General features: G+C 63.9%; 22 protein-coding genes. 12 read left to right on the top strand and 10 right to left on the bottom strand.

Annotated features, from left to right (window positions below):
• Window positions 1–27 precede the first annotated feature (27 nt).
• The gene (locus KXD86_RS11555; RefSeq protein ID WP_218636165.1) at window positions 28–1,560 is read left to right on the top strand and encodes an alkaline phosphatase family protein; all 1,533 of its coding nucleotides are present in this window, start codon (window positions 28–30) and stop codon (window positions 1,558–1,560) included.
• Between the two features lie 187 nt (window positions 1,561–1,747).
• Window positions 1,748–2,200, top strand: coding sequence for an Hsp20/alpha crystallin family protein (locus KXD86_RS11550; protein ID WP_218636164.1), 453 nt, complete (start codon window positions 1,748–1,750; stop codon window positions 2,198–2,200).
• Between the two features lie 36 nt (window positions 2,201–2,236).
• On the opposite strand, the gene KXD86_RS11545 is transcribed toward KXD86_RS11550, so the two are convergent.
• Window positions 2,237–2,554: a PA4642 family protein gene (locus KXD86_RS11545; protein ID WP_218636163.1), complete on the bottom strand. Its 318-nt coding sequence runs from the start codon at window positions 2,552–2,554 to the stop codon at window positions 2,237–2,239.
• Between the two features lie 243 nt (window positions 2,555–2,797).
• Here KXD86_RS11545 and KXD86_RS11540 point away from each other — a divergent pair, with 243 nt between their 5' ends.
• From KXD86_RS11540 to KXD86_RS11530, 3 genes are read left to right on the top strand one after another with little or no spacing between them, the layout of a single operon-like run.
• Window positions 2,798–4,159, top strand: coding sequence for a glycine cleavage T C-terminal barrel domain-containing protein (locus KXD86_RS11540; protein ID WP_218636162.1), 1,362 nt, complete (start codon window positions 2,798–2,800; stop codon window positions 4,157–4,159).
• A gap of 39 nt (window positions 4,160–4,198) precedes the next feature.
• Window positions 4,199–5,137, top strand: coding sequence for a methylenetetrahydrofolate reductase (locus KXD86_RS11535; protein ID WP_228739372.1), 939 nt, complete (start codon window positions 4,199–4,201; stop codon window positions 5,135–5,137).
• Complete coding sequence (locus tag KXD86_RS11530) at window positions 5,118–6,854, top strand: formate--tetrahydrofolate ligase (RefSeq protein WP_218636161.1); 1,737 nt, start codon at window positions 5,118–5,120, stop codon at window positions 6,852–6,854. Before KXD86_RS11535 ends, KXD86_RS11530 begins: the two co-directional genes overlap by 20 nt.
• On the opposite strand, the gene gbdR is transcribed toward KXD86_RS11530, so the two are convergent.
• Window positions 6,846–7,952, bottom strand: a complete 1,107-nt coding sequence (gene gbdR / locus KXD86_RS11525; RefSeq protein WP_218636160.1) for a choline metabolism transcriptional regulator GbdR — start codon at window positions 7,950–7,952, stop codon at window positions 6,846–6,848. The genes KXD86_RS11530 and gbdR overlap by 9 nt on opposite strands.
• A 138-nt stretch (window positions 7,953–8,090) precedes the next feature.
• The gene (locus tag KXD86_RS11520; RefSeq protein ID WP_218636159.1) at window positions 8,091–10,661 is read right to left on the bottom strand and encodes a GcvT family protein; all 2,571 of its coding nucleotides are present in this window, start codon (window positions 10,659–10,661) and stop codon (window positions 8,091–8,093) included.
• Window positions 10,662–10,876: 215 nt separating this feature from the next.
• Between KXD86_RS11520 and KXD86_RS11515 the strand changes: the two genes are divergently transcribed.
• Entirely contained in the window at window positions 10,877–12,004 is a 1,128-nt protein-coding gene (locus KXD86_RS11515) for a chloride channel protein (protein ID WP_218636158.1), read from the top strand.
• 18 nt (window positions 12,005–12,022) lie between these two features.
• Here the strand turns inward: KXD86_RS11515 and KXD86_RS11510 are convergent, their stop codons facing one another.
• From KXD86_RS11510 to KXD86_RS11480, 7 genes are all read right to left on the bottom strand, one after another.
• Window positions 12,023–12,856 (bottom strand): flagellar motor protein MotB, encoded by an 834-nt coding sequence (locus KXD86_RS11510; RefSeq protein ID WP_218636157.1) that lies wholly within the window; start codon window positions 12,854–12,856, stop codon window positions 12,023–12,025.
• 4 nt (window positions 12,857–12,860) lie between these two features.
• A complete protein-coding gene (locus tag KXD86_RS11505) occupies window positions 12,861–13,634 on the bottom strand; it encodes a motility protein A (protein ID WP_218636156.1) in 774 nt (257 codons plus the stop codon).
• 54 nt (window positions 13,635–13,688) lie between these two features.
• Entirely contained in the window at window positions 13,689–14,516 is an 828-nt protein-coding gene (gene aroE, locus KXD86_RS11500; RefSeq protein WP_218636155.1) for a shikimate dehydrogenase, read from the bottom strand.
• The gene (hemF, locus tag KXD86_RS11495; protein WP_218636154.1) at window positions 14,506–15,435 is read right to left on the bottom strand and encodes an oxygen-dependent coproporphyrinogen oxidase; all 930 of its coding nucleotides are present in this window, start codon (window positions 15,433–15,435) and stop codon (window positions 14,506–14,508) included. Before hemF ends, aroE begins: the two co-directional genes overlap by 11 nt.
• 8 nt (window positions 15,436–15,443) lie before the next feature.
• Window positions 15,444–16,016, bottom strand: a complete 573-nt coding sequence (tsaC, locus tag KXD86_RS11490) for an L-threonylcarbamoyladenylate synthase type 1 TsaC (protein ID WP_218636153.1) — start codon at window positions 16,014–16,016, stop codon at window positions 15,444–15,446.
• A 43-nt stretch (window positions 16,017–16,059) separates the two neighbouring features.
• Window positions 16,060–17,235 (bottom strand): DNA-processing protein DprA, encoded by a 1,176-nt coding sequence (gene dprA, locus KXD86_RS11485; protein WP_218636809.1) that lies wholly within the window; start codon window positions 17,233–17,235, stop codon window positions 16,060–16,062.
• 83 nt (window positions 17,236–17,318) lie between these two features.
• Window positions 17,319–18,335: a LysM peptidoglycan-binding domain-containing protein gene (locus tag KXD86_RS11480; RefSeq protein ID WP_218636152.1), complete on the bottom strand. Its 1,017-nt coding sequence runs from the start codon at window positions 18,333–18,335 to the stop codon at window positions 17,319–17,321.
• A gap of 407 nt (window positions 18,336–18,742) precedes the next feature.
• Here KXD86_RS11480 and def point away from each other — a divergent pair, with 407 nt between their 5' ends.
• From def to glyS, 6 genes are all read left to right on the top strand, one after another.
• Complete coding sequence (gene def, locus KXD86_RS11475; protein ID WP_218636151.1) at window positions 18,743–19,246, top strand: peptide deformylase; 504 nt, start codon at window positions 18,743–18,745, stop codon at window positions 19,244–19,246.
• A 98-nt stretch (window positions 19,247–19,344) separates the two neighbouring features.
• Window positions 19,345–20,280: a methionyl-tRNA formyltransferase gene (fmt, locus tag KXD86_RS11470; protein ID WP_218636150.1), complete on the top strand. Its 936-nt coding sequence runs from the start codon at window positions 19,345–19,347 to the stop codon at window positions 20,278–20,280.
• A 1-nt stretch (window position 20,281) separates the two neighbouring features.
• Entirely contained in the window at window positions 20,282–21,583 is a 1,302-nt protein-coding gene (gene rsmB / locus KXD86_RS11465; protein ID WP_218636149.1) for a 16S rRNA (cytosine(967)-C(5))-methyltransferase RsmB, read from the top strand.
• On the top strand, window positions 21,580–22,983 hold the full coding sequence (gene trkA, locus KXD86_RS11460; RefSeq protein WP_218636148.1) for a Trk system potassium transporter TrkA: 1,404 nt from the start codon (window positions 21,580–21,582) through the stop codon (window positions 22,981–22,983). Before rsmB ends, trkA begins: the two co-directional genes overlap by 4 nt.
• 124 nt (window positions 22,984–23,107) lie before the next feature.
• On the top strand, window positions 23,108–24,133 hold the full coding sequence (gene glyQ, locus KXD86_RS11455; RefSeq protein ID WP_218636147.1) for a glycine--tRNA ligase subunit alpha: 1,026 nt from the start codon (window positions 23,108–23,110) through the stop codon (window positions 24,131–24,133).
• 2 nt (window positions 24,134–24,135) lie between these two features.
• Window positions 24,136–26,217 (top strand): glycine--tRNA ligase subunit beta, encoded by a 2,082-nt coding sequence (gene glyS, locus KXD86_RS11450; protein WP_218636146.1) that lies wholly within the window; start codon window positions 24,136–24,138, stop codon window positions 26,215–26,217.
• Window positions 26,218–26,227: the final 10 nt, after the last annotated feature.

The following is a 26,227-nucleotide window of genomic DNA, read 5'->3' as shown; positions in this document are numbered from 1 at the left end:
GGCGGAGCCGGGGGCAGGTGACCTGTGATGCTGGTATGGCTTCTGATTCTCAACGGCCTGTTTCTGGTTCCAGCCCTGGCCCTGCCCGGTGCGGCTCCCTGGCTTTCGGTGGAGGCCCTCGCGCTCTGGGCACTGCTGTGCCTGCGCCCGGTCTCCCGTGATCGACTGACCATCACGCTGGCCATCGGCTACAGTGCCATTGCGCTCCTCGTTCTGGCCGATGCCCTGGTGCGCCAGAGTCTGGGACGGGGCCTCAACCTCTATCTGGAAGCCGGGTTGCTGGGCGCCGCCTGGAACATCCTGACGACCAATCTGGGCGTTCCCTGGGCCCTCCTGGCCGTGGTGCTCCTGCTGGGCGCGTTGGCCGGGGTGGGCTGGCTCTTCCATGTCAGCCTCGAGCGCTTGCATCGTTACTCACCCAAGCGCCTGGGCAATCCCCTGTTACTGGTCACCGGCCTGGCCATCGCGGGCGCCGTCACGCCCCAGATCGGAAGCCCGGCGCTGGCGCTGGTTGCCCACCAGGCAACCCTGTTCTCGGACACTCAGCGGGCCAGCCAGGCCCTGGCCGAGCAGCTTCGTACCCGGGGAGACCGCCCCGCGTCGCTGCCACGGCTGGCCGGAAAGGACGTGATCCTCGGGTTTATCGAATCCTACGGAATCTCCTCGCTGACCGACGACCGGTACCGGCGTCGGATCGACCCACAGCTGGAAACCCTGGCCGAGCGACTGGCCTCCTCCGGTCTGACGGTGGCCACCGGCCGGCTGCGTTCACCGGTTCAGGGGGGGCAGTCCTGGCTGGGACATCTGTCCACGATAAGCGGCCACTGGATCGCCAACCAGCTTGCCTACGAGACGGTGCTGAGCAGTGGCTACCCGACCCTGGTCGATGACTTCCGGCGTACCGGCCATCGAACCCTGGCGGTGATGCCCGCCATCACCCGGGCGTGGCCGGAGGGCCGACTGCTGCGCTACGACCGCATCTACGCGTCCACCAACTTGGATTACCGGGGCCCGACCTTCAACTGGGTGACCATGCCGGACCAGTACACCTGGCACTGGTTCCAGCAACTGCGCCAACGTACCGCCGCCCCCGTATTCGCCGAGCTGGCCCTGATCAGCAGCCACGCCCCCTGGGTTCCGGTTCTGCCCGTACTTGAGGACTGGGACACCATTGGCAACGGCCGGGTGTTCAACCGCTGGCGGGGCACCGGGGAGGACCCCGTGTCCCTGTGGCAGGACCCGGACCGGGTTCGCGACCACTTCGCCAGGTCGATCCGCTACAGTCTGACCGTTGCCGGTGAGTTCGCGGCCCGGTACGTGCGGGACGATGCCCTGATGATCCTGCTGGGCGATCACCAGCCCGCCCCCCTGATCACCGGTGATAACGCGAGCCGGGATGTGATCGTCCATGTCATCAGTGGCAACCCGGCGCTGGTCGCGCCCTTCCTGTCCGGAGAACTGCCGGGATTCCGGCCCGGCACCCGGCCCGATCTCCACACACCCGGGGCACCCATGAACCGGTTCCGGCCATTCCTGCACCGGCACTTCGGCGGTCTTTGAAAGCGGATTGACGCTGGTCAAAATTCAGGCAGAAGCCCCCTTGAAAACGCCTCATCGGCGCCTACATTCGGTAATAGCAGAAGTTCACGGATAACCATCCGGAGGGCGCCACCGGTGTTAGACAGTTCCGCGAGCGAAGCTGAGAAACAACTTACAGATTCGTTATCGTGATGAGGAGGGTATTCCCATGAGCAACATAACCCGCTGGAATCCGGTCAGTGAATTCGAAGACCTGATGAACCGCTACAACCGAATGTTCGGCCTGGCCCGCGCCAACGAGCGCGAGGGTAAGGACCTGTTCAGCCGCAGCGACTGGTCACCGGCCGTCGACATCAAGGAAACCCCGGAGGCATTCACCATCGATGCCGAGTTGCCGGGCATGTCCAAGGACGACGTCAAGGTGACCGTACACGATGGCGTTCTGAGCATCGAAGGCGAACGCAAGCACGAAGAGGAATCCGGGGATAAGAAGCACCACCGTGTCGAGCGGTTCTATGGCAGCTTCCTGCGCCGGTTTACCTTGCCCGACAACGTCGATGAAAACAGTGTCAGGGCCAATTTCAAGGATGGTGTGCTGAGCCTCACGCTGCAGAAGGCCGAGCCGAAGGAACCGAAAGCCATCGAGGTGGACGTACAGTAACGCTCCGCCTTTCCACACTGGCAGCCGCGCCGGGAATCAGTTCCCGGCCGCGGCCGTCCGTTTTGCGCCGGCCTGCTCGAGGGCCTTGGCATACTCCACACTTCGGCGATGCTCAGAGATGATGTCCAGGATAGTTTCGCCGCTTTCACTCACCGCGTTCAGGTCGCGGCCAGCCTCCACGAAGAAGCCGATAAACCGCTCGAAATCTTCGGCGCGCATGGCCTGGTAGGCTTTCAGCAGGGCGTTGAAGTCAGGGTTCTTGGCCGAATCGTAGGGCTCAATGGCGAGAAAGCTTTTTACTCGCTCGTCGCTCCACTCCTCACCGATGACTTTGGGCTTGTCAGGTCCGCTCATATTCGCTCTCTCATTATCGGATACGTTGGGTGACTGAGATCATGGTGTCCGCGAGCCAGCCCCGGGCGACACAGTATAAGGATCTGAATCCAGGACAGTTATATGAATTCAGCATGAGAGTCTTCGCCCCGGCTATAAGGCCTTGACGCTTTTGGTCGCTTCCATGTCGTAATGGTTCCACCCGCCAGCGCCAAACGCGGTCACATTGATGCTATCAGCAACCCGCCAAAAGGGGAGATAGCCATGGCTGTCAAAATCGAGCAAGCACTGCAGGATCATCCGCAACAACGCGCCGGTGTCGCCCGGCAACCCGACACCGTCGACCAGAGCGATCGCAAGGTTCCCATCAACCTTCGGCAATCCGGCCCGACGCCGGTGGAGATGTTGATCTCCACGCGGGTACGCAAGTCGCCGTACTGGCACCTGGCTTACGAGGCCGGCTGTTGGCGCGCGACGGTGTACAACCGGATGTATCATCCCCGGGGCTACGTCCGGCCCGAGGAAGGCGGCGCCATGGTGGAGTACGAAGCCCTGATCAACGACGTCACGCTCTGGAACGTCGCGGTCGAGCGCCAGATCCAGGTCAAGGGCCCGGATGCCGAACGCTTCGTGAACTACGTCATTACCCGCGACGCGACCAAAATCAAACCCATGCGGGGCAAATACGTCATCCTCTGCAACGAGGACGGCGGTGTCCTCAATGACCCGGTCCTGCTGCGGGTGGCGGAGGACGAGTTCTGGTTCTCCCTGTCTGACAGTGATCTGGAGCTCTGGTTGCGGGGCGTCAACATCGGCATGGGCTTCAATGTCAGCATCGCCGAGATCGACGTGGCGCCGCTGCAGATTCAGGGCCCCAAATCCGAAGCCCTGATGACCGACCTGTTTGGGGAACAGGTCCGTGACCTGCCCTACTACGGCCTGATGGAGGGCCAGCTGGCCGGGCGCGACGTGATCGTGTCCCAGACCGGTTTCACCGGCGAGAAGGGCTACGAGATCTACCTCAAGGACGCCACCAGGTACGCCGAGGACGTCTGGTACGCCGTGCTGGCGGCCGGGGAAACCCACAACCTCCGGGTCATCGCCCCGGCCCACCACCGCCGCATTGCCGCCGGCATCCTGTCCTGGGGCCAGGACGTGGACGCGGAGACACTGCCGTTCCAGTGCAACCTGGCCTACCAGGTGCCACGCAACAAGGACGCGGACTACATCGGCAAACAGAAACTCGAGCAGGTCCGTGAGCAGCTGGATGCCGGCCACCCGCCATTCACCCACACCATGGTGGGGATCCGTTTCGGGGGCGGGCCGGTCACCGATTACTCCAACGACTTCTGGCTGATCAGCGGACCGAAGGGGCGCCCGGCCGAAGGCTACGTCACGTCTCCCTGGTACTCACCGGAACTGGAAACCAACATCGCCCTGGCCTATGTGCCGTTTGACCTGCGCGGCATCGGTACGCGGCTGACGGTGCACCTGCCGATAGAGTACGCCGCGCCGGATGGGTCGACAGACGTCGAGGCGGAAGTGGTGGAAGTGCCCTTCCGGCCCTCGGTGAATCCGAATGCGCGGGAGCGTGCACGCGCCAAAGGCATTGATTTTGCGGACTGACCACCGGCGCCGTGACCGGATCACCAGGGGTGACGCGTTATGACATTGGCCAATCAATCCACGGCGGGACCAGCCCCGGTAGAGCCGGGCGAGGCGTACAACCGGCGCCTGCAGGCGCTGGTGGGATCGGCGTCGATCGAAGCGACGCCCCGCCAGATCCTGCAGGCCGAACAGCTGCCACAGCTGCTGCCCGCCGGAACCCCGGTGTACGTGCCGTTCCTCCCGTCCGGACAGTTCGACGACACCCTGGCGGCCTGCGCCCGGCTGCTGGCACTGGGCATGCAACCTGTGCCGCACCTGCCGGCCCGGATGGTGGAGAGCCAGTGGCAACTGGAGGACTGGCTGGGCCGGCTTCAGGACAGTCAGGTTGACCGGTTGCTGCTGATCGCCGGCGATCGGGACACCGTGGCCGGTCCCTTCCCGGATACCCTGGCGGTGCTCGAGTCCGGCATCCTGTCCCGGTTCCGGTTTCACGGGATCGGGTTCGCAGCGCACCCTGACGGCCATCCAAGGGTCGACCGGGCCACGCTGACCCGGGCCCTCGACATCAAGCAGGAGTATGCCCGAGCGGCCGGAATCCGGTTGTGGGTGGTGACCCAGTTCACCTTCGATGCCCAGATCGTGATCGACTGGCTGCAGAGGCTGGGGACCCTCCTGCAAGAGGTGCCGGTTTACATTGGCCTGGCCGGACCCACACGGGTGCGGACCCTGATGGCCTATGCCAGCCAGTGCGGCATCGGCAATTCGACCCGCCTGCTGCTGCGCCAGCCCGGCAGCACCAGATTGCTGCGCGCCTGGCGGCCAGACGGCATGGTGCGATCCCTGGTCCAGTATTGTCGGGACAACCCCGACACCCTCCTGAAGGGGATACATCTGTTTCCATTCGGCGGTTTGCGCCAGTCGGCGCAGTGGATTCACGAACACAGCCGGTCCGTGGAGGACCGCAGGAGACAGCTCAATGGCTCCGCGATACAGTGAACAGGCCACCGACGCCCGCCTGCTCGACGACACCCCGGCACCGCCGGGAACGGACATTGACATTGCCCGGTCGGTCCAGCCCCAGTCCATCCTGTTGCTGGCCCAGCGAAGGTTCGGGTTGCCGGCCGAGAGCCTCGTGCCCTTCGGCCACTACAAGGCCAAGCTCGACATGGCCTATGTCGATACCTCCGATACCGCCGCGCGCGGCAAGCTGGTCCTGGTCACCGCCATGACACCGACCCCGGCCGGTGAAGGCAAGACCACCACCAGCGTGGGGCTGAACGACGGGCTCAATCGCCTGGGCGTGAACGCCTCGGTATGCCTGCGGGAACCCTCCCTCGGCCCCTGCTTCGGCATGAAGGGCGGTGCGGCCGGTGGCGGGCGCGCCCAGGTCATTCCGATGGAGGACATCAACCTGCATTTCAATGGCGATTTCCACGCCATTACCACGGCCCACAACCTGTTGGCGTCGCTGATCGACAACCACATCCACTGGGGCAACGAGGCCGGCCTGGATCCGCGTCTGGTCAGCTGGCGCCGGGTGCTGGACCTGACCGATCGGTCGCTGCGCAACCTCGTCTGCGGACTCGGTGGCAAGGCTCATGGCGTGCCCCGGGAAACCGGGTTCGACATCACCGTGTCGTCCGAGATCATGGCCATTCTGTGCCTGGCCGAAGGCCACTTGGACCTGCGCCGGCGACTGGGCAACATGATTATCGGCCGGCGCTCCGACAACTCGCCAGTCACGGTCCGCGACCTGGGCATGGAGGGCGCGTTGTCGGTGCTCTTGAAAGAGGCCCTGCAGCCGAACCTGGTGCAGAGCCTGGAGCACAATCCGGTGTTCATCCATGGTGGACCGTTCGCCAACATCGCCCACGGCTGCAACTCGGTCAACGCCACGCGCGCGGCGCTGGCGCTGAACGACGTCGTGGTTACCGAGGCAGGCTTCGGGGCCGACCTGGGGGCGGAGAAGTTCATCGACATCAAATGCCTGCATTCGGGGCTGCAACCCGATGCCGCGGTCCTGGTGTGCACCGTTCGCGCCCTGAAGATGCAGGGCGGTGTGGCCCGTAGCCGGCTGTCGGAACCGGACCTGAACGCGGTGCGTGCCGGGTCCGCGAACCTGGAACGCCACATCAGCAACCTGCACCAGTTCGGGCTGAACCCGGTGGTGTGCATCAACTGCTTCCCCGGCGACACCGACGAGGAGATCGATCTGATCCGGGCCATCTGCCGGAACCTGGGCGTGCGGGCCGTACCCGCGGACCACTGGGCCACAGGGGGCGAGGGCGCAACGGAACTGGCCCAGGCCGTGCTCGACCAGCTCAACGACGAGCCACCAGCGGTGCGTTTCCTGTATGACGACAACCTGCCCCTGGCCGATAAGATCGAAACCATCGCCACCCGCATCTATCACGCCGGCCACGTCGAGTTCACTTCCCAGGCCCGGCAACAGCTCCGGGAATTCGAGGCCCTGGGATTCGGGTACCTGCCGGTCTGCATTGCCAAAACCCAGTACAGTTTCTCGGTCGATCCGGCGTTACTGGGGGCGCCCTCCGGTCACACGCTGCCGGTCAGGGAAGTGCGCCTGGCTGCGGGTGCCGGATTCGTGGTGGCGGTCTGTGGCGACATCATGACCATGCCGGGCCTGCCACGCCGGCCGGCGGCCCTGGATATATCCCTGGATGAGAACGGGCTGGTCGTCGGGCTAACCTGAGTCCACGTTTTTTTCGAGAGTGCCGTAGGTCGGCTCCGAGCTGGCGCGCTTGAGCGCCTCACGGGAAGACGACGGCAGGGTCTGCCCGGGGTCGGTGGCCGAGTCCGCCGGTGTCCAGACTTCCACCCGTTCCTGCCGCGGCGCCCGGCCCATGGTTTTGCGGTAACAACGGCTGAAATGGGTGGCCGAGACGAACCCGCACATGGAGGCGATCTCGACGATCGAACACGAGGTCTGTTTCAGCATGCGGCGGGCACGATTGAGGCGAACCCGAAGGTAGTACCGGGACGGTGTGCAGCCCAGGTGTTTCAGGAACAGGCGTTCGAGCTGGCGGCGGGAAGTGCCTGCCAGCGCGGCCAACTCGCCCAGCTCGATCGGCTCTTCGATGTTGGCCTCCATCAACTGGGCCACTTCGACGAGCCTGGGCTGGGAACGGGCCAGCCTGGGCAGCATGGACACTGGCTGCGGGTCCGACTCTTCCCGCACCCGGTCACACACGAACATGTGCGAGACCGCGGTACTCAGTTCCCGGCCATGGCGACGGGCCAGGAAGCTGAGCATCATGTGCATGGGCACGGTACCGCCGGTGCAAGTCATCCGCTCCTGCAGGACTGTAAAGAGCCGGTTGTTGGTCTGTACCCGAGGGAAGCGCTCCTGAATGGCTTCCAGACACTCCCAGTGAGCACTGCAGGAATAGCCGTCCAGCAGGCCGGCGCTGGCGAGGATGTAGGCCCCCGTGCAAACGGCGCCCAGCAGGACATGGTGGCGCGCCTGCCGCTGCAGCCAGCGGATCTCCGCCGAGGAAAAGCTGTGGATAACGTCAACGCCGCCGACAACCATGATCAGGTCGAAGTGGTCATCATCCCGAAGCGCGGCGTCTGGCATGACGGCCATGCCGTCGCTGGCGCGAACGGTCCGGCCCCCGGCCGTTAACAATTTCCAGGAATAAAGTTCGGAGCCGGCCAGCTGGTTCGCCACCCGCAGTGGTTCAACGGCCGTCGCCAGGGCAATCAGCGTGAAGTTGTCGACCAGCAGAAAGCCGACCCGGTAGGGCACGTTGGCAGATTGGATGGCGCCAAAACCGCTCTCGCTGGCCACGTTACAACCTCCGCAGGTTGGAGGGTCTAGCCGCGGCCCCAATCCGATCCGTCAGACAGGGCCGCCTGACTTTAACAGTAGTTGCCATTGGTCAATCGGGCAATGCCGGGACCGCTCCGAGCCGGCGTCACACTGTCCTCAGACTTTCACCCGCTCGTTGTCCGGATCCAGCAGGGCCCGGTAACCGACCGCCTCCACCCGGATCGGGTAATGCTCCCCGAAATACTCGAGGGTCAGTTCCCGGCCCTCCTGGGCGTATTCATCCGGCAGGTAGCCCAACAGGATGTTCCGGCCCAGGGAAGGGCCCCAGACGATGCTGGTGTTGTAGGATCGCCGCCCATGACGGTCCACCAGTACCTCCCGGGTGGCCGGATCAAGGATGGGCCATTGCCCCACCGGGTAGCGCAACACGCCGGTCGCGTCACGGTGGTCGGTCATGGTCATGGTGCACAGGTAGGCGGCCTGCCGGGACAGCGCCCGCTGTTGCAGGTAAGCCTCCTTGCCATGGAAGTCCGCGTCCTTGACCTTGGGCCGGGCCAGCCCGGCTTCGTACAGGTTGTATTCCACTTCCAGGTCGACGTTCTGCAGGCGCAGGCTCTTCTCCAGTCGCCGGGAGTTGGCGTAGGTCTCGATACCCACGGGGGTCACCCCGGCGTCGTACAGCAGATCCCAGATTTTCAGGCCATAGCTGAACGGGAAGTAGAGCTCCCAGCCCGATTCACCGACGTAGGAAATCCGGAAGGCCCAGACGGGGACGCCCTGAACTTCCAGTTCCCGGGCGGTGGCAAAGGGGAAGCGCTCAAGGGACAGCTCGTCCGGGTTACTGACCAGGGCCGCCAGGGTCGCCCTGGCTTTCGGCCCCCAGAGGCCCAGGGTGGCCAGGTGATCGGTACGGTCGTCGATGCGGAGGTTGTCGAAGCCGTGTTGCCTGGCCATCCGCGTCATCCAGCAGTAATCCCGGTGCCCGGTATCACCGCCACAGACTACCCGGTAATCATCGTCGCCGCGCCGGATGATGGTCAGGTCGGAACGGACGCCACCCCGGGCATCCAGGAAATGGGTGTATACGCCTTTGCCGTGGGGGGGGGTGCCGCCCACCTTGGCCACCGACAGGAACTCGAGCAAACTTTCGGCGTCGGCTCCGGACACGTCGAAGATGGCGAAGTGGGACAGATTGATCATGCCGACCGATTCGCTCATCTCCAGCTGTTCCGCGTTGGAGACGTCCCAGAAATGCCGGGCATCCCATTCGTTTTCCCGCACCGGAATGCGGTCACGGAACTTGGGCAACAGCGTGGCCTCGTTGGCGGCGTAGCCATGGGCCCGTTCCCAGCCGGCCGCTTCCATGAAGTAACCACCGAGCTCTACCTCCCTCGGGTAGAACGGACTGGTGCGCATGCGTCGGCCGGTCAGGTAGGGTTCCCGTGGGTGAACCGCCGGCGTGTAGATCTTCTTGGCGGTTTCGTAGCAACGGTTGTACACGTAGGCCGGGGTTTTCTGGAGCGGGTAGTGCCGGGCAATATCGACGCTGTGCGGGTCCATGTCGGGCAGACCGGTGGTCATCCAGTCCGCCAGCAGCTTGCCGGCCCCCGGACCGTCCTTGACCCAGACCGCCTCGCAGAACCACAGGTTGCGCACCTCCGGCGACTCCCCCATCAGCGAACCGCCATCGGGCGTCACCGACAGCAGGCCATTGAACGAATGCTTCTCCTCCCAGCCCAGTTCGCCCAGAATCGGCGTCATTTCAATGGCTTTCTCGTAGGCGCCCATGACCTGGTCCAGTGACAGGTCCCGCATGGAGGGCGACATCCGGGCTTCGCCGGGTTCGGCTATGGCGCCTGGGTACACCAGCCTGGGGTTCTCGGCCTCGTAATAGCCCCATTCGATCCGGCCACCCTCGGTGGTGGTCGGGTCCCCGGTATCGCGGACGTACGCGGAATTGCCCTGGTCGCGGAACAGGGGATAGACAATCTGCTTGCCGGTGCCTCTCAACGGCTCGTAGGGGCCGAAGAACAGCAGCGGGTGCTCCAGCGGCATCAACGGCAACGCCGCGTTCGCGGTGTAGGCCATCAGGGGTCCCCAGATGCCCATGGCGAGCACCACGTATTCGGTTTCGATGTAGCCCTTGTCGGTCTCAACGCCCCGCACCTGACCATTCTGGACATCGATTCGGGTGGCGGGGGTGTAGGGGAACGCCTGCAACTTGCCGGTTGCCACGGCTTCCTCGACCAGGTCGCCCGCCACCTTCTGGGAGCGCGGCACCACCAGGCCTGCATCCGGATCCCACATGGCGCCCTGGATCTGGCTTTCCTCCAGCAACGGAAACCGTTCCTTGGCCTGGCTCGGGGAAATCAGGCTGACATTGGTACCGAACGCCTTGCCCGAGCCGACCTTGCGGCGCAATTCGTCCATGCGCTCGTCGTCGTCCACGCGGGCCACTTCCATGCCACCACACCTCACGTAGTTGCCGCGTTGCTCGTAGAAGGCCTGGCTGTATTTCGTGGTGTAGATGTTCAGTTTGTCGTGGGACGTGGTGAAGCAGAAATCCGACGCGTGTGAGGTGGAGCCGATGTCGGTGGGAATGGCCGATTTCTCCAGCCCGACGATGTCGTCCCAGCCCAGTTGGATCAGATGGTGGGCCACCGAGGAACCGACGATACCACCCTGGCCAATGATCACGACTTTCGCGCGTTTCGGTAGTTGTGCCATGTTTGCGTCCCCTTACACGATCCCGACAGGCGCACCCCGCCCCGGGCACACCGACCTCCACTTCAATGTGGCCCCGATTCCGGGCCCGAAGTGATTCCAATACGACATTCAGCCGTCCAAAAACGGCACCCGGCGAGGGGGCCAGGTGAGGCGCTGAGGACACAGGATGCCGGCCTGCCGTTGAGGGTAGGGCCAAAGCAGACTTTACTTGCAGTATGGACAGGACCGGCGTTCAACAGATTGTGTACCAGGTGGGCATGGTGACGGTGGTGGCCGTTGTCGTGGGGACGGCTGGCTCGCTGGCGGCCATCGGCTTCGTGGAAGCGGTCCACTATCTCAACGATCGTCTGCTGATTTCCCCCTATGCCCGGGTTCTGGCCGACAACCAGCCCGGACTGGTCGCGGCCGCCACGCTGCTGGTCCCCACCCTGGGCGGACTCCTGGTGGGCCTGGTGGTGCAGTTTCTGATTCGGGAAAAGCGCGGCCTTGCGCCGCCCGACGCCATCCTCGCGGCCCAGATGCCCGGGCCCACGCCGGGCCTGGGCAGCGGCCTGGCATCCACCCTGGCGGCACTGATCTCCCTGGGCAGCGGAGCGTCGGTTGGCCAGTACGGTCCGCTGGTCTATCTGGGCGCGCTGTTCGGCAACCTCGCTGCCCGAGTGCGACTCAATCTCCGCCACCAGCGGTCGATCGCCATTGCCTGTGGCGTGGCCGCGGCGATCTCCACCGCCTTCAACGCGCCGATCGCCGGTCTGGTCTTTGCCCACGAAGTCATCCTGCGCCATTACTACTTGCGGGCCTTCGCGCCGGTGACGGTGGCGGCAGCCACCGGCTACATTATTGCCAACGTGATCTTCGATCGTCCGGCCCTGTTCCTGGTGGATTTCACCCGCGTTGAACACAGCTACGAGTTCCTGTTGTTTGCCCTGGAGGGGGTGCTGTGCGCCGGGCTGGCGTGGTTGTTCGTGGTGTTGCTGAACTACAGTTCCGAGGCCAGTCATCGCCTCATCGCGCCTGCCTGGGCGCGGCCGGCGGTCGCCGGGCTCGCCGTCGGGGTCGTGGCACTGTGGCTGCCGGAGGTTCTGGGCATTGGCCAGGAAACCCTGCGCTTTGCCACCCGCACTGACCGAATGGCGGCGCAGGCGAACCTGATCAGTTACGGGCCGACCCGGACATCGGCCCAGAAGCGTATCGGGCTGCATACCGACATGGGCGTGTCGATGCAGCCGCACATGCCGACCGACCCGGCGCACATGGACAACGCGATCTTCCGGGACCATGTCTGGTATTCAAAGACTCTGGAGCTGCGCGAGCAATGGTTCCAAAGCTGGCTGGACCAGTGATGCCCCACGGGCCACGCCCTAGGGCAGGATCTCCACCGGCAGCTCGCCGGCTGCGGCCGAGTCCTGGCACTCGGGATCACGGATGGCAATCTCCACCCGGCGGTTCAGGGCCCGGTTTTCCGGTGAGTTGTTGGGCACCAGCGCATTGGTTTCGGCCCGGCCAGCGGCTACCACCCGTTCGGCCGGCACCTGTCGGTTCAGCACCAGCTCGTGCACCACCGAGACCGCCCGCGCCGCCGACAGATCCCAGTTGGAGCGGAACCGGCTACTGGAGATCGGCCGGTCATCGGTATAGCCGGACACAAACACATTGCCCGAGCATTCGGACAGCACGTTCACGACCCGCTCGATGATCGGAATCATTTCCGGCTTGATGTCGGCCTCGCCCGAGCGGAACGTGGCCTCCTCGGAGAAGCGGATCACCACCTGCTGGTCGTCGTAGTTCACGTTCAGGGCTTCCGACGCCACCTCCGTTTCCAGCTCCCGGATCAGGCGACTGGCCAGGTCGATGACGCCACCGGGGATTTTGGTCTCCGCCACCGAGTCGTCCCGCTCGTCGATGAATTCCGGTTCGCGGGCCTGGCTTTCGGTGGGCTCGGGCAGCGACACGGTGTCCGATTCGATCAGTGTAATCGGCGACCCCCCGACATCCTCACCCACCACGTTGCTCGATCCGAGGGCCACCGCCATAGAGTTGGCCATGGCGCGGTACTTGTCCACGTCCATTTCCGCAAACGACAGCAACAGAATGAAGAAGGTCAGCAACAGCGTCGCCAGGTCGGCAAAGGTGACGATCCAGGCCGGCGTCGAGGTCTTCAGGCGGCTGCGATTTTTCTGCTGGACGACTTCCAAGGCCTCAGGCCTCCCGCTCCGGCGCCAGGCCGGTCCGCTGATCCGGGTGAACGAAGGACGACAGCAGCTCGGTCATGACCCGCGGGTTCTCACCGCGCATGATGTTCTTGATCGAGGTGATGATCAGCATCTGGTTGCGGGTTTCGTCTTCCGCCTTGAGCTGCAGCTTGTCCGCCAGGGGCAGCGCGATCAGCTGGGCGATAAACGCGCCATACAGGGTGGTCAGCAGGGCAATGGCCATGGCCGGGCCGATGGAGGAGGGATCATCCAGGGTGTTCAGCATCTGCACCAGGCCAACCAGGGTACCCAGCATGCCGATGGCCGGCGCCGATTCGCCAATGCCCCGGAACACCCGCTCGGCCACTTCGTAACGCTCGGACGACTGTCGGGCTTCCTGGGCCAGGGCTTCTTCCACCAGTTCCGGCGGATGGCCATCGACACACAGGTTAATGGCCTTGCGCAGGAAGACGTTGTCGGTCTCGTGGTTTTCCAGGCCCAGGATACCCTCCTTGCGCACCACCATGGCGAGCGCGCCAACCTCCCGGATCAACTCAGCCGGACGGTCAACCCGATCGATGAAGGCGGCGCTGAAGGCCAGCCGGAAGGCGCTCATGACCGAGGGCATGCGGAACTTGATCAGGGTCACGGCAAAGGTGCCGCCCAGAACGATGGCCAGGCCGGGCAGGTTCAGGAAGGTCAGCAGCGAGGCATTGGCCAGCATGGCCATGCCGACAATCAGGACACCGGCGACAAGCCCGACGAGGGTAAGAATATCCATGGAAAACCCTTAGTTAAGTTGACCCTGAGCATCGCCCAAACCCCGGCCGCCCGCTCAGTCGTTACGCAATTCTTCAATCACCGGCGCGGTGTCGGGACGGACCCCTCGCCACACCCGGAAGGATTCCGCGGCCTGCTCCACCAGCATGCCCAGACCGTCGAACACATGGCGGGCACCCTGGTCCAGCGCCCACTGATTGAAGGTCGTGGTCTGTAGAGAGTACATCATGTCGTACACCACGGTGTCGGTGCCGATCACATTTGCCGACAGCGGAGGCAGATCGCCCTGCAGGCTGGCACTGGTGCCGTTGATGATGAGATCGAAGGGCTTGTCGACCTGCTCGAAACCACAGGCGCTCAGCTCGGTGGTTCCGGCATCCGGCGCGAACAGTTGCACCAGCGCCTCCGCCCGGGCAATCGTGCGGTTGGCGATGGTCAGGGCGGCGGGGCGCTGGGCCAACAGGGGGCCGATGACACCCCGCACGGCGCCCCCGGCACCCAGCACAAGGATGCGGGTATTCGCCAGGGTGACGCCGTGGTTGCAGGTCAGATCCTGCACCAGGCCATGGCCATCGGTGTTGTCCGCCGTCAGTTTGCCATGCGCATCCAGGTACAGGGTATTGGACGCCCCGGCTTTCTCCGCCCGTTCCGTTCGGCAATCCGCGAGCTGCCAGGCCTGCTCCTTGAACGGGACGGTGACGTTCAGCCCCATGCCGCCCCGGGCGAAGAAGCCGCGAACGGAACCGGCAAAATCCTCCAGCGGCGCCTGAATGGCCGTGTACTCCAGGGCCTCGCCAGTCTGGCTGGCGAACAGGCTGTGGATTCGTGGCGATTTGCTGTGGCTGATGGGGTGACCCACGACGGCGTAAAGGTCATTGTGCATTCGGTGTCTCCAGCCAGTTCCGTGCGGTCAGAAAGAAGTCGGTCAGGCGCGCTTCCTCGGTACCGGGCTCCGGGACCCGGCTGTAATCCCAGCGCACCAGCGGCGGCAGCGACATCAGGATGGACTCGGTACGACCGCCGGATTGCAGCCCGAACAGGGTACCCCGATCGTACACCAGGTTGAATTCCACGTAACGGCCACGGCGATAGAGCTGGAAGTCCCGCTCGCGCTCGCCAAACGGGTGCGCCAACCGCCGCTGAACGATCGGCTCGTACGCATCAATATAGCTGTTGCCCACCGATTGCATCAGGCCGAAGTCCTGGTCGAAATCGCCGGTGTTGTGATCGTCGAAAAACAGGCCACCGATGCCACGGGGTTCGTCCCGGTGTTTCAGATAGAAGTAATCGTCACACCAGTGCTTGAAGTGGTCGTAGAGACCGTCGCCAAACGGCTCGCAGGCCGCCTTGGCGGTTCGGTGCCAGTGCACACAGTCTTCCTCGAAGCCATAGTAGGGCGTCAGGTCGTACCCTCCGCCAAACCAGTACACCGGCTCGGCGTTTTTGGGGGTGGCGATGAAGAAACGGACGTTGGCGTGGGAGGTGGGCACGTAAGGATTGTTGGGATGCATCACCAGCGACACGCCCATGGCCTGCCAGGGTGCACCCGCCAGGTGCGGCCGATGGGCGGTAGCCGATGCGGGCATGGTCTCGCCCATGACGTGGGAGAAATTCACGCCGCCCTTTTCAAAGACAGCGCCATCGGCGATGACCCGGCTGACACCGCCGCCGCCCTCGGGCCGGTCCCAGGCGTCGCGCGCGAAAACGGCTCCATCTTCCAGGGCTTCGAGACGGCTGCATATCCGGTCCTGAAGGTCCAGAAGGTAGGCTTTCACGGCCTGGATGTCGGGTTGCTGAGACATGAACTCTCCTAACGAAGCTGCTGACCACTGACGATATCAATAATGCGGCTCGGGTTGCGACGTCCGCCCAGCGCCCCCGGCACCAACCAGTCGAGTTGCTCGCCGAAGTAACGGCGGACCTGCCAGGAATACCGCGCGGGTTGACGGCCGGCCGGATTGCAGGAGGTCGAGACCAGGGGCATGCCGGCGACGTCGCACAGGGCGCGAACCACGGGATGACTGCTGACCCGAACGGCGATGGCACTGTGACGCCCCCGCACCCACTCCGGAATCTGCTGGTCCACGTCGGGCAACAGGCAGGTGACTGGTCCTGGCCAATGCCGCTCGGCCTCCCGCTGCAACTCCGCTGGCAGGGGGTCGAGCAGGAAGCGGACCTGATCGAGGGAGCTGGCGACCAGGATCATGCCCTTGTCCATGGGCCGGTGTTTCAGTTCCAGAATACGCTCGACCGCCTGGATGTCCCAGGGATCGCAGCCAAGGCCCCAGACCGCTTCGGTCGGGTAGGCGATAACGCCACCGCCAAGAAGGGTTCGGCGCGCACAGTGAAGCTGCCAGTCGCTGAGGGGGGAGGGCGCTGTCATGTCGATATCCAGGGTCGCTGTCGGATGAACGCTCGCACCGGGCTCAGGCGATCCGCTGGAAACCACCCGGCGCCGAACCCACCAGACCCTGCAATTCCAGAAGCAGCAGGGACTGCATGAGCTGGTCCGCCGGCAGACCGGTTACTGAACTCAGTGCATCTGTTGACTGCGGATCATACCCTAAAGCCTCAAACACCGCGATTTCCCGCTGCGCCAGACCGGCCAGCTCCGGACGGCGGCCAGCCCGCTCTGCGTCGGGCGGGACAGCCGGATTGTCAGCCCCGGAGAAGGACCACCAGGTGCCGAGTTCCTCGAGGACATCGTCCACGGTTTCCACCAGGCGCGCGCCCTGCTTGATCAGGTGGTGACAGCCGCGGGCCACCGGGCTGTGCACCGAGCCGGGAATGGCAAAGACCTCCCGACCCTGCTCCAGCGCCAGCCGGGCGGTGATCAGCGAACCGCTTTTCAGCCCGGCTTCCACCACCAGCACACCCCGGCTGAGGCCACTGATGATGCGGTTGCGCTGGGGGAAATGTGCGGCCCGGGCCGGCGTGCCCGGCGGGTATTCCGACACCATCAGCCCGTGCTCGATCACGCGCTGCCCGAGCCGTCGGTGCTGGCTCGGGTAGATCCGGTCGAGGCCACTGCCAATCACCGCCAGGGTGGCGAAGCCCTGGTCCAGGGCGCCGGCGTGGGCGGCGCCGTCGACACCAAGCGCCAGGCCACTGGTCACCAGCAGGTGTCGGGCGCTGAGTTCTGCGGCGAAGGTGCGGGCATGATCCAGGCCGGCGACGCTGGCGTGGCGACTGCCGACGATGCCGATCTGGTTCCGGGCCAGCAGGGAGAGGTCGCCCCGGGCATAGAGCACCAGCGGCGCGTCGTGGATGTGGCCGAGGGCCTCGGGATAATCAGGGTCCTGGCAGGTAACGATGGAGATGGCCAAGCGCTCGCAGTCGTGCCGGATCTGCTGCACCCTGGCCACCAGCGGGTGGTCGGCATCACCCTGTTGCCACGCCCGGATGGCCGCCCCGGTTTCCGCCGGAAGGCCACAGGCCCTGAGCGTGGCCGGGTTCAGGCTCAGCAGGTCAGTCAACAGGGGGTAGGCGGACGCCAGCTTGCGCCTGCGGCGCAGGCCCAGACCGGGCAGGTTGGCCAGGGCCAGCCAACGGTCGGTATGGTCGGCAACGGTGCCCGGATTCCGGGCCACGGGAGAAGGCAACTCAGTCACAGTGTCATCCTTGAAAACGAAAAAAGCCGGACCTTCCTGGCCCGGCCATCATTCAAACCCGGGATGCTAGGGCATCAGGGGTTGGTCACCTTGTCGCCCACAGAGAGGGGGCGGGTGGCCTGCAGTACCAGGCCGTAGCTCATCTTTTCGTAGGCCTTGAAGACCATCATCAGGCCGGCACGCTCGGACGGCAGTTCGATGGTTTCCCCGGTAACCGGATCGCGAACCATGTTGCCGCTCTTGAGCACCGCCATGACGTTACCTGGCTCCAGGCCATCGCGCTCGCCGCGGTTAATGGTGACCACATCAAACTGACCGATCTGGCTGACACCGCCATCGACGGCGATCATCACGCCTTCCACGTCCTGGTCGGGGGCACTGGGCACGAAGCTGGTGGCAATCGGACGGTTGACGTTGGTGAGCAGACGGTCACCGATACGGATTTCCTGGTTGGACTTGGTCAGGCGCAGAGTCAGCACATCGCCGTTTTCCGCGGTGACGTTGCCGGCGCCGATGCTGCGGGCCTCCAGACCGAGAAACTCACCGGTTTCCGGATCCACGAATTCCTTGGTGCGGCGGAAGATGCCCACCTTGTCCGCCGGTTTCTCACCACGGGCATAAATGCGATCGCCGGCACCGGTGATGATCCGGCCGTCTTCACCTTCCAGCACGTAGGGCGCGCCGTTCAGTTCTTCCGGTGTCACGATGCGGGTGTCGGTCAGGAAGCTGCTGATGGCGTCCAGCGGAATGGCGGGAATCGGCGTATCGATGGGCTCGGAGCGAACCTTGGGCGACAGCTTGACGACATCGCTGGAAGCCACCTTGGTCACGCGGGGCTCCCCGCCGATGTACACCAGGGCCAGGCGATCACCGGGGTAGATCAGATGAGGATTCGCAACCTGGGGGTTTACGTGCCAGATTTCAGGCCAGTACCACGGGTTATTCAGAAAACGCCCCGAAATATCCCAGAGGGTGTCACCCTTTACGACAGTGTAACGCTCGGGATGATCCGACCGCAGCTCCGGTGCAGCCTGGGCCCAGGAGGTGAACAGCAGCGTAAATGCTGCCAGAGCGTACAGCAGTTTCCTCATTGTGTAAGTCCTTGATCGCGTGCCTTGAGTCTTTGCATTCTTTTTGGATGCAGCCAGTTATCCGCAGCTTATTACGTTGTTATTCCTGATACTATAGAAGAAGTCCCGGAATTTGTGATGTTATCTTTTGTTCTTCCAGTAAATTCTATCCTTCCGGCGAAAGATTTTAACTATTAACTGATCAGTTTGTACTCAATCGACGAATTGTTGGATAATAGAGAAATCGCGTTAACGCTGCCGGCAGCCGTTGAATCCTGCGGTTCCGTCCCGATCATCTTAGGTAAAGGGTGATTTTTTGCGCAGTACGCTGTCGCATTTTGGCGATCAGTTTCACTCGCTTGCAGAAATTTACACGGGATACAAACGTTAACACTGCACTCAGATATACAGGTCAATAAACGAGCGTCATGATACTAGATATTCTCGAATACCCGGATCCCCGTCTGCGCACCATCGCCAAGCCGGTGGACGAGGTAACGGACGACATCCGCAAGCTCATCGACGACATGTTCGAGACCATGTACGATGCGCCCGGCATTGGTCTGGCCGCCACCCAGGTGAATGTTCACAAGCAGATCATCGTGATGGATCTGTCGGAGGACAAGAGCGAGCCGAGGGTGTTCATCAACCCCGAGGTCGAGGTGCTTGATGGCGAGCTGGAGGACATGCAGGAAGGCTGCCTGTCGGTACCGGGCTTCTACGAAGACGTCAGCCGCATCGAACACTGCATGATCCGGGCCATTGACCGCGACGGCCAGCCCTACGAGCTCGAAGCCCGCGGACTGCTTGCAGTGTGTATCCAGCACGAGATGGATCACCTGAACGGCAAGCTGTTTGTCGATTATCTCAGCGCCCTGAAGCGTAACCGGATTCGCAAGAAGCTGGAAAAGCTGCACAAGAAGAGCGCCTGACCGGGCAAGCGTGGAACGCCGCCAGGACAGGTAAACAGACTTCGGACCGGGTCGCGACCCGGTCTTTTCGTATTCAACGGAACAGAGACTTCAGCCCCGTGCGACTTGTTTTTGCTGGCACCCCCGACTTTGCAGCCACCGCTCTGACAGCCCTGCTGAACACCCACCATACCGTGGTCGGCGTCTACTCCCAGCCGGACCGACCCGCCGGCCGCGGGCGCAAGCTGACCCCAAGCCCGGTCAAGCAGGTGGCCCTCGACGCCGGTATCCCGGTGTTTCAACCGGAAAGCCTGAAATCGGACGCGGCCCAGCAGGAGCTGGCGGACCTGAAACCGGACGTGATGATCGTCGCCGCCTACGGCCTGATCCTGCCCAAAGCCGTGCTCGACATTCCGGTGCACGGCTGCCTGAACATCCACGCCTCCCTGCTGCCCCGCTGGCGCGGCGCAGCGCCGATCCACCGCGCCATTGCCGCCGGCGATGCCGAAACCGGCATCACCATCATGCAGATGGACGAGGGGCTCGACACCGGCGCCATGCTGCTCAAATCCATGACCGCCATCGAAGCCGGTGATACCGGCGGCAGCCTTCATGACCGGCTGGCTGCGCTGGGGGGCGATGCCATTGTCGAAGCCCTGCGGCTGCTGGAAAAAGGGGAGCTGACCGGCGAGGCCCAGAACGACGATGCCGCCTGTTATGCCCACAAGCTGAGCAAGCACGAGGGCCACATCGACTGGTCCGGCGACGCCGCGACCATCGAGCGCCTGGTTCGGGCGTTCAATCCCTGGCCTGGCACCTACACCGACCTCGACCAACAGCGCATCCGGGTCCATGCGGCCTCGGTCCTCCCCGAGGCCAGCCAGAAGCCTGCGGGTACCGTCCTGCGGCGGGAACGGGAGGGCATTGATGTGGCCTGCGGCACCGGCACCCTGCGCATCACCCGCCTGCAACTGTCGGGATCCCGGGCCCAGAGCGCCAGCGACCTGATCAACGGCGGCAAACAGCTTCTGCTGCCCGGCCAGGAGTTGCACTGAGATGGGAGGCTCCGGTCAGCCAATGCGGGCCGTCGCCGCCGGCGTATTGCTGGCAGTGGAAAACGGCCAGTCGCTGTCCCAGTGCCTGCCGCCGGCACTGTCCCGACTTGCCATCAACGAACGCCCGGTCCTGCAGGCGCTGTGCTACGGCACCTGCCGCTGGTTCCACCGCCTTGACGGCGAGCTGCGGGGCCGACTGAAAAAACCACTGCGCACGCCCGATCGCATCGTTCACCACCTGATGCTGGTCGCGCTGTTTCAGCTCCGGTTCAGCGAGCAAGCCAACTACGCCATTCTCAATGAGACCGTGGAGGCCTGCCGGGCACTGGACAAACCACACCTCACCGGACTGGTGAATGGCGTGCTGCGCGCTGCCGAACGGGAAGGCGCGCCGGAACCGGCGAACGATGCGGACCGGTTCAGCCACCCGGCCTGGATGGTGGAAAAGCTCCGCCACAACTGGCCCGACGACTGGTCAGGAATTCTCGACGCCAATAACGCCCAGGCGCCGATGACGCTGCGGGTGAACGCGCTCCGTTTCAGCCGGGACGATTACCTGGCCCTGCTGGCCGAGGCGAGCATCGAAGCGGCACCCACCCGGTTTGCACCCTTCGGTATCCAGCTTGACCGGCCGGTGCCCGTGGAGCACCTGCCGTGGTTTGCCGATGGCGCCGTCAGCGTCCAGGACGAGGCCGCCCAACTGTGTACGACACTGCTGGATCTGGGTCCCGGCCAGCGGGTACTGGATGCCTGCGCCGCGCCCGGCGGCAAGACCTGCGCCATTCTGGAAGCCTGCGGCGATCTGGCCGAAGTGGTGGCGATCGACGAATCCGCCGCGCGCCTGCCACGGGTGCAGGAGAACCTCGACCGGCTGGACCTGACAGCCACCCTGATCCAGGCCGACGCGGCGAACACCGAACAGTGGTGGGATGGCAACGCCTTCGACCGGATTCTGCTGGACGTACCCTGCAGTGCCAGTGGTGTCATCCGGCGACACCCGGACATCAAGCTGCTGCGGCGGGAAACGGACATCGTGCCCCTGGCCGGCATTCAACTTGGCCTGCTGGAGGCCATGTGGTCTATTCTCAAACCCGGCGGGCGACTGGTGTATGCGACCTGTTCAGTGTTCCCCCAGGAAAACCACCGTATAATCCAGCGATTCCGTAAACAGCAGGACACGACCGTGCTCGTGGAACCGGAGGTTTCATGGGGACGGGACATGGGCGCGGGGCGGCAACTGCTTCCCGATCCGAACAGCCATGACGGCTTCTTCTACGCCGTACTGGAGAAACCCGAAGCATGAAGATCCTGATTCTCGGTGCCGGCCAGGTGGGTGGCACACTGGCCGAAAACCTGGCGAACGAAGCCAACGATATCACCATCATCGACAGTGACGGTGCCCGGCTACGCGAGTTGCAGGACCGGCTCGACATCCGGACGGTCCAGGGCGAGGCGTCGTATCCGACCTCGCTCCGGCAGGCCGGAGCGGAAGACGCCGACATGCTGATTGCCGTCACCAGCAGCGACGAAACCAACATGGTGGCGTGCCAGGTCGCCAAGCTTCTGTACAAGACCCCGACCACCATCTGCCGGGTTCGGGCCAACGCCTACCTGGCAAAATCGGACCTGTTCTACCAGAGGGACCAGAAGAAAGACCTCGACAGCCTGCGTGGCTTCCCCATTGACGTCCTCATCAGCCCGGAACATCTGGTGACCAAGCACATCACCCGCCTGATCGAAAACCCCGGCGCGCTGCAGGTGCTCGAATTCTCCAAGGGCCTGACCCGGCTCGTGGCAATCCGGGCCATGAAGGGTGGACCGCTGGTCGGCCATGAGTTGTCGTACCTGCGCACCCACATGCCCCGCATCGACACCCGGGTGGCAGCCATCTTCCGGAAGGACCGGGCGATCATGCCCCAGGGCGACACGGTGATCGAGGATGGCGACGAAGTGTTCTTCATCGCCGCGTCCGACCACATCCGGTCGGTCATGAGCGAGTTGCAGCCTCTGGTCAAGAACTACAAGCGCATTTTCATCTGTGGCGGCGGCAACATCGGCCAGCGCCTGGCGCACACGCTGGAGAACCGGTACCAGGTCAAGCTCCTTGAGCGGAACCACGAGCGCTGCGTGATGCTGTCGGAAAACCTGCGCAAGACGGTGGTGCTGGAGGGCAACGCCGCCAACAAGGACATCCTGCTGGAAGAGAACATCGAGAACACCGACGTGTTCTGCGCCGTCACCAACGACGACGAGGCCAACATCATGGCCTCACTGCTGGCCAAGCGGCTTGGCGCGCGCAAGGTGCTCACGCTGATCAACAATCCGGATTACGTGGACCTGATCCAGGGTGGCGACATCGACGTGGCCATCTCGCCCCAGCAAACCACCATCGGCAGCCTGCTGACCCACGTGCGCCGGGGCGACGTGGTGAACGTTCACTCCCTGCGCCGGGGCGCTGCGGAGGCCATTGAAGCCATCGCCCACGGCGACCACCGCTCTTCCAAGGTGGTCGGCAAGCGACTGGATGAAATCAACCTGCCGGAGGGGACCACCATCGGTGCCATCGTGCGGCACAACGAAGTCCTCATCGCCCACGATCACCTCCGGGTTCAGCCCGATGACCACGTGATCCTGTTCCTGGTGGACAAATCCCGGATCCGGGATGTGGAAAAACTGTTCCAGGTGGGGCTGACGTTCTTCTAGTTCAAAATCAACGCAGTGAACTCCTCTTAGAAATACCGCTTTGGCAAGCGTATAATGCGCCTTTTTTCAGAGTGCCCCGGCGGAATCGGGGCGCCACACTCAGACCGATCAGTAGGCAAACGTCGTGACAGACAAGGCAACGAAAAACACCGCTCCGGACATCAGGACCTTTCAGGGCCTGATCATGGCTCTGCAGAATTTCTGGGCGCAGCACGGCTGCGTGGTACTCCAGCCACTGGACATGGAAGTGGGTGCCGGTACGTTTCACCCGGCGACTTTCCTGCGGGCCATCGGGCCGGAAACCTGGAATGCCGCGTACGTTCAGCCCAGTCGCCGCCCCACTGACGGCCGCTACGGGGAAAACCCGAACCGCCTCCAGCATTACTACCAGTTCCAGGTGGTGCTGAAACCGTCGCCGGACAATATCCAGGAACTCTACCTCGACTCGCTGAAGGCGCTGGGGCTGGACCCGCTGGTCCACGACATCCGGTTCGTCGAAGACAACTGGGAATCTCCAACCCTGGGCGCCTGGGGCCTGGGCTGGGAAATCTGGCTCAACGGCATGGAGGTGACCCAGTTTACCTACTTCCAGCAGGTTGGCGGCCTTGAATGCTACCCGGTGACCGGTGAGCTCACCTACGGTCTTGAGCGCATCGCCATGTACCTGCAGGGCGTGGACAGCGTCTACGACCTGGTCTGGACCGAGGGTCCGGACGGCGTGGTCACGTACGGCGACGTTTTCCATCAGCAGGAAGTCGAGATGTCCACCTACAACTTTGAGCATGCGGACACCGACTTCCTGTTCCACAGCTTTGACGTCCACGAGCGCGAGAGCGCCCGCCTGATTGACGCCGGCCTCGCCCTGCCGGCCTACGAGCAGGTGCTCAAGGCGTCCCACACCTTCAATCTGCTGGATGCCCGGCACGCCATCTCGGTGACCGAGCGCCAGCGTTTCATCCTGCGGGTACGTACCCTGGCGCGGGCCGTGGCCCAAGCCTACTTCGACAGCCGCCGAAAACTCCGCTTCCCGCTGGCGCCCGAGGCCTTGCGCGAGGAAGTGCTGGCCGCGGCAGATGCCGCCGATGACAAGACCAACGGCAAGAAAGGCAAGAAATCGAAGAAGGTACAGCAGGAACAGGGGAACGCGTAACCATGGCAACACAGGATTTTCTGGTCGAACTGGGCACCGAAGAACTGCCCCCGAAAGCACTCAAGCCACTGTCTGATGCGTTCACCCAGGGCATTGCCCGGGGCCTGGAAGACGCCGGCATCGAGTTCGGCAAGGTCGAAGCCTTTGCCGCCCCTCGTCGTCTGGCGGTCCGGGTTCGGGATCTGTCCGATGCCCAACCGGACAAGCCCGTCGAGAAACGCGGCCCGGCGGTGAAAGCCGCCTTCGATGACGCCGGCAACCCGACCCGCGCACTGACCGGCTTTGCCACCTCCCTCGGCGTCACTCCGGACCAGCTCGACACCCTGGAAACCGACAAGGGTGCGTGGGTGGTCTACCGCACCGTCGAACAGGGCAAGCCCACCGTCGAACTGATGCCGGAACTGGTCGAACAGTCCCTGGCGGCGCTGCCCATCCCCAAGCGCATGCGCTGGGGCGCACACCGGACCGAGTTTGTCCGCCCGGTGCACTGGGTCGTCCTGCTGTTCGGCAACAAGGTCATTGATGCGCCGATCATGGGCCTGGCACCCGGCAACAAGACCCGCGGCCATCGCTTCCACTGCCCGAAAGCCCTGATCGTGCCGACACCCAGCGATTACGAGGTCGTGCTCAAGCAGGAAGGCTATGTCATTGCCGATTTCGCCGAGCGCCGCGAACTGATCCGGGCCGGTGTGGCCGAGCTGGCCGAGCGCGAAGCCGGCGGCAAGGCGGTCATTGATGACGACCTGCTCGACGAAGTCACCGCCCTGAACGAATGGCCCGTGCCACTGATGGGCCGTTTCGAGGAACGCTTCCTGGAGGTACCTGCAGAAGCGCTGATCTCCTCCATGAAGGAGCATCAGAAGTACTTCCACGTGGTCGCCGCCGACGGCGAAATGCTGCCGCTGTTCATCACCGTGGCAAACATCGATAGCAAGGACCCGTCCCAGGTTATCTCCGGTAACGAAAAGGTGATTCGTCCGCGCCTGTCCGACGCCGCGTTTTTCTACGAAACCGATCGCAAGACCCGGCTGGAAGACCGTATCGACCTGCTCAAACCGATCGTGTTCCAGGAAAAGCTGGGCAGCATCTACGACAAGTCGGTCCGGGTGGCTGCCCTCGCGAAGAAGATTGCGGACGCCATCGGCAGCGATCCGGCCCTGGCCGAGCGCGCCGCCATGCTGGCCAAGACCGATCTGGTCACCGAGATGGTGCTGGAGTTCACCGACCTGCAGGGCATCATGGGCCAGTACTACGCGGCCAACGACGGCGAAGCCGAAGACGTTGCCAAGGCCCTGAACGAACAGTACATGCCTCGGTTCGCCGGCGACGATCTGCCGACCACCCTGACCGGCTGCGCCATCGCCATTGCCGATCGCCTGGACTCGCTGGTCGGCCTGTTCGGTATCAACCAGCCGCCGTCCGGTACCCGGGACCCGTTTGCACTGCGTCGCGCGTCCCTGGGCGTGCTGCGCATCATCATCGAGCGGGAACTGCCGCTGGACCTGCAGACGTGCTGCCAGTGGGCCGAGGAGAACTTTGCGGTACTGACCGAGAAGAACACCGCGTCGACGGTGGTCGATTACATGCTGGAGCGGTTCCGGGCCCACTACGATGAGCAGGGTATCGGGGCCGAAGTCTACCTGGCCGTGCACGCCCGCCGTCCGACCCGTCCGCTCGACTTTGACCAGCGCGTCAAGGCGGTCGAGGCCTTCCGTCAGCTGCCCGAGGCCCAGGCCCTGGCCGGCGCCAACAAGCGGGTGTCCAACATCCTGACCAAACAGGGCGGCGAGCAGATCGGTGAAGCCGTGGATAGCGCTTTGCTGCAGGACCCCGCCGAGCAGACGCTGGCAGACCGGGTCGACCGACAGGCCGAGAAAGTGCTGCCACTGTTCGAGCAGGGCGACTATGCCAGCGCTCTGCGTTCGCTGGCCAGCTTGCGGGAGCCGGTGGATAACTTCTTCGACGAGGTCATGGTGATGGCCGAGGACGAGGCCATCCGCAACAACCGTCTGGCTCTGCTGAACCGGCTGCGCAACCTGTTCCTCCGGGTCGCCGACATTTCGCTGCTGCCGACCGCCGGCTGACAGTGCGTTA

It is taken from the genome of Marinobacter arenosus (genome assembly GCF_019264345.1).
Classification (GTDB): domain Bacteria; phylum Pseudomonadota; class Gammaproteobacteria; order Pseudomonadales; family Oleiphilaceae; genus Marinobacter; species Marinobacter arenosus.
This window is presented reverse-complemented; position numbering and strand designations above follow the sequence as displayed.

Bases quoted from the DNA above. Each gene is read 5' to 3' on its own strand.
- KXD86_RS11555 (WP_218636165.1), top strand. From the start codon at position 28: ATGCTGGTATGGCTTCTGATTCTCAACGGCCTGTTTCTGGTTCCAGCC.
- KXD86_RS11550 (WP_218636164.1), top strand. From the start codon at position 1,748: ATGAGCAACATAACCCGCTGGAATCCGGTCAGTGAATTCGAAGACCTG.
- KXD86_RS11545 (WP_218636163.1), bottom strand. From the start codon at position 2,554: ATGAGCGGACCTGACAAGCCCAAAGTCATCGGTGAGGAGTGGAGCGAC.
- KXD86_RS11540 (WP_218636162.1), top strand. From the start codon at position 2,798: ATGGCTGTCAAAATCGAGCAAGCACTGCAGGATCATCCGCAACAACGC.
- KXD86_RS11535 (WP_228739372.1), top strand. From the start codon at position 4,199: ATGACATTGGCCAATCAATCCACGGCGGGACCAGCCCCGGTAGAGCCG.
- KXD86_RS11530 (WP_218636161.1), top strand. From the start codon at position 5,118: ATGGCTCCGCGATACAGTGAACAGGCCACCGACGCCCGCCTGCTCGAC.
- KXD86_RS11520 (WP_218636159.1), bottom strand. From the start codon at position 10,661: ATGGCACAACTACCGAAACGCGCGAAAGTCGTGATCATTGGCCAGGGT.
- KXD86_RS11515 (WP_218636158.1), top strand. From the start codon at position 10,877: ATGGACAGGACCGGCGTTCAACAGATTGTGTACCAGGTGGGCATGGTG.
- KXD86_RS11505 (WP_218636156.1), bottom strand. From the start codon at position 13,634: ATGGATATTCTTACCCTCGTCGGGCTTGTCGCCGGTGTCCTGATTGTC.
- aroE (WP_218636155.1), bottom strand. From the start codon at position 14,516: ATGCACAATGACCTTTACGCCGTCGTGGGTCACCCCATCAGCCACAGC.
- hemF (WP_218636154.1), bottom strand. From the start codon at position 15,435: ATGTCTCAGCAACCCGACATCCAGGCCGTGAAAGCCTACCTTCTGGAC.
- tsaC (WP_218636153.1), bottom strand. From the start codon at position 16,016: ATGACAGCGCCCTCCCCCCTCAGCGACTGGCAGCTTCACTGTGCGCGC.
- KXD86_RS11480 (WP_218636152.1), bottom strand. From the start codon at position 18,335: ATGAGGAAACTGCTGTACGCTCTGGCAGCATTTACGCTGCTGTTCACC.
- def (WP_218636151.1), top strand. From the start codon at position 18,743: ATGATACTAGATATTCTCGAATACCCGGATCCCCGTCTGCGCACCATC.
- rsmB (WP_218636149.1), top strand. From the start codon at position 20,282: ATGGGAGGCTCCGGTCAGCCAATGCGGGCCGTCGCCGCCGGCGTATTG.
- trkA (WP_218636148.1), top strand. From the start codon at position 21,580: ATGAAGATCCTGATTCTCGGTGCCGGCCAGGTGGGTGGCACACTGGCC.
- glyS (WP_218636146.1), top strand. From the start codon at position 24,136: ATGGCAACACAGGATTTTCTGGTCGAACTGGGCACCGAAGAACTGCCC.